2 protein-coding genes and 1 pseudogene are annotated in these 3,352 nt (G+C 67.5%); 2 read left to right on the top strand and 1 reads right to left on the bottom strand.

The features are described from left to right. A pseudogene (locus tag ACE3TU_RS20510) lies at positions 1-294 on the bottom strand (hypothetical protein); the annotation flags it as partial. Between the two features lie 205 nt (positions 295-499). On the opposite strand from ACE3TU_RS20510, the gene recJ reads away from it, so the two are divergent. After that, positions 500-2,296, top strand: a complete 1,797-nt coding sequence (recJ, locus tag ACE3TU_RS20505; protein ID WP_374627625.1) for a single-stranded-DNA-specific exonuclease RecJ — start codon at positions 500-502, stop codon at positions 2,294-2,296. 60 nt (positions 2,297-2,356) lie between these two features. Then, positions 2,357-3,352 (top strand): NAD(P)/FAD-dependent oxidoreductase (locus ACE3TU_RS20500; protein ID WP_374627623.1); only part of this gene is annotated, 996 nt, incomplete at its 3' end.

Genomic DNA, 3,352 nt, shown 5'->3' with positions numbered 1-3,352 from the left:
CATGCCACCCATTCCGCCGAATCCGTATCCGAACATCATCCCGAACAGCCCGCTGAACAGCAGCCCTCCGAGAACTGCCCCGCCGAAGCCGCCGAACAGAGACGGGCGCGCCGCCACGCCAGCAGTCGTCGCTGGTTTCGCCGTGGTGTCGGTCACCGGCTTCTGCACGGGTGTGGTGACCTTCGGCGACACCGGGGTCGCCGGGATCACGCGCTCGGTGCGCACGCCCCGGTTGCCGAAGCTGCCGCCGCGCCGCGCCTGCGCGGCGTCGACCGCGACCATGGAGAAGGCCATGACCAGAGTGGCAAATAGGGCCGTAGACCGGAAGCCCCGGGAAGTGAACATCGAAGTCCCCATCGTGAATGTCGGCCGCTGATATGGGGACCACCGCACGGCGATGTTAGGCCTCGAAGGGCATCCGTGCCCGATTTTGCCACGGAGGGGGAAAAACCGTCGACGCCACTCGACGGTGGCCGGCGTTCTGCTTACCTCGCATGCAATGGACGCACCGCATCCCTACTTCCTCGATGTCTCGAAGTCCGTCCTGGGCCGGGCATGGGTCGATCGACTCGACGCCGCCGCCTCGCGCACTGCCGCGGCCATCGGCCAGCGCAGCCAGTTGTCGGAGATCCTGTCCCGCATTGTTGCGGCGCGTGGCGTCTCGATCGACGGGGCAGACGCCTACCTGCAACCCACCATCCGCGCCTTGATGCCGGATCCGTCGAGCCTTGCCGATATGGATGCCCTTGCGGATCGGCTGGCGAGGGCGATCGTCTCGTCCGAGGCCGTGGCCCTGTTCGGGGACTACGACGTCGACGGCGCGGCCTCGGTTGCACTGATGATCCGCTACCTGCGTCACTTCGGACTGAGCCCGCAGGTTCACATCCCCGATCGGATCTTCGAGGGCTATGGGCCGAATGTCGGAGCCGTCGACCGGCTTGCCGATGGGGGAGCGTCCCTGCTCGTCACCCTCGATTGCGGCACGACGAGCGACGAGCCCATCGCCCATGCCCGGCGTCGCGGTCTCGATGTCCTTGTCATCGATCACCACCTGTCGGATGCCGAGTTGCCGCCGGCCACGGCACTGGTCAATCCCAATCGCCCCGACGACATCTCTGGTCTCGGATACCTTTGCGCCGCCGGCGTGACCTTCATGGTGCTCGTGGCCACCAACCGGCTGCTGCGCCAGCGTTCCGTCGATCAGTTGCCCGATCTGATGTCGTGGGCCGACCTCGTGGCCCTCGCAACGGTGTGCGACGTGGTCCCGCTCAAGGGGCTGAATCGAGCATTCGTGGCGCGCGGCCTCGAGATTGCCCGCACCGGCAGCAATCGTGGCATCGCGGCACTGTCCCTGGCGTCGCGCATATCCGGCCCCCTGAACCCTTACCACCTGGGCTTCCTGATCGGGCCTCGCATCAACGCCGGCGGTCGTATCGGCGATGCAGCGCTCGGGGCGCGCCTGCTCTCTCTCGACGATGAACAGCAGGCCATGATTCTCGCGGCTCGCCTGAACGAACTGAATACCGAACGTCAGCGTATCGAGATCGATGCCGTCGAGGAGGCGGTCCGTGCCGCAGAGGCCGAGGTTGGGGGCGGGGACGGGCCTCCGGTGCTGATGCTGGCCTCCGCCAACTGGCACCCGGGGGTCGTAGGTCTGGTGGCGGCCCGCATCCGGGAGCGTTTTGACCGGCCGGCCTTCGCCATTGCGCTCGGGCCGGATGGATCGGGCACCGGGTCCGGCAGGTCGATGCCCGGGGTGGATCTGGGCACTGCCGTGATTGCGGCCGTGGAGGCCGGCATTGCGGCCAAGGGTGGCGGCCACGCGATGGCCGCCGGCGTCACCTTGAAATCCGGGCAGTTCGCCGCCTTTCGGGCCCACCTGACGGAGTCTCTCGGCGGCGCGATAGCCTCCGCCCGCGCGGCCACGGCACTGCAGGTCGACGCGGCGCTGTCGGCTCGCGGCGCCACGGTCGCCTTCGTCCGTGACATCGAGCGGGCCGGGCCCTACGGCAGTGGCAATCCTCAGCCGGTGTTCGCGTTTCCTGCACATCGCGTCCGGTTCCCCGAGATCGTCGGAACGGGCGGTCACGTCCGCTTCACGCTCGCCTCGGGGGACGGCGCACGGCTTAAGGGGATCGCCTTCCGCGCGGCTGGCACGGCCCTGGGGGCGGCCCTCCTCGCCGCGGGCAGCGATACCCCGCTCCACCTGGCCGGCACGTTGTCGCTGGATCACTACCAGGGTCGCGAGGAGGTGCAGTTCCGGGCCAACGATGCTGCGGTCCCCGCAAACGTCTAGCTGATCCGCCCGGCCTCGGGAGCCGTAGATCACAGACGATTATCAGGGGTACCGATCCGAATGACGTCTCGTTCCATTGCCATCATCGGATCCGGTATCTCGGGCCTGTCGGCCGCATGGCTCCTGTCGCGATCGGCCGAGGTGACGCTCTTTGAGAGGGCCGATCGGCTCGGCGGCCATTCGAACACGATTGTCGCCGACACGGCCGATGGCGCCGTTGCCGTCGATACCGGGTTCATCGTCTTCAACGAACGCAACTACGAGAACCTGTGCGCGCTTTTTGCCCATCTCGGCGTCGACACTGCGCCCTCCGACATGGGCTTTGCGGTCTCCGTCGAGGACGGGCGCATGGAATACTCCGGCAGGCACCTCGACGGGCTGTTCGGGCAGCGCCGCAATCTGATCCGGCCCGCGCACTGGCAGCTCGTCTCCGACATCCTGCGTTTCTTCCGGGAGGCGAAGGGGCACCTTCCGACCCTTCCGGCCGAGGTCAGCATCGGCGAGTTCCTTGCCACGCACGGATACTCCCGGGTCTTCATCGAAGACCATATCCTGCCGATGTCGGCGGCCATCTGGTCGACGCCGGCACGGCACATGCTGGACTTCCCGGCCCGGAACTTCATCGAGTTCTTCGCCAATCACGGCCTGCTGCAGGTCAATGACCGGCCACGCTGGAGAACCGTTGTCGGCGGCAGCCGCGCCTATGTCGATCGCCTGGTCGGCGAGGGGCGGTTCAGCTCCGTCACCGGCGCCAGCATTGCCACGGTCCTTCGTGGCCAGCGCGGCGCCGAATTGGTCTTCGAGGATGGGCATCGGCGCATGTTCGATGAAGTGGTGCTCGCGTGTCACGCCGACGACGCGCTTCGGCTGTTGGGTGACGCCTCGGCGGAAGAGCGCGGCATACTCGGGGCCTTCCGCTTCACGCCCAACACGGCGGTGCTGCACACCGACCGTCGGTTCATGCCGCGCCGCAAGCGCCTCTGGAGCGCATGGAACTACCTGCGGACCGCCGGCGACGACGGGGAACGGCTGAGCCTGACCTACTGGATGAACCGG

Source organism: Devosia sp., from assembly GCF_041917035.1.
Classification (GTDB): domain Bacteria; phylum Pseudomonadota; class Alphaproteobacteria; order Rhizobiales; family Devosiaceae; genus Devosia_A.
The sequence above is the reverse complement of the archived record's forward strand: the minus strand, read 5'-3'. Positions and strand labels throughout refer to the sequence as shown.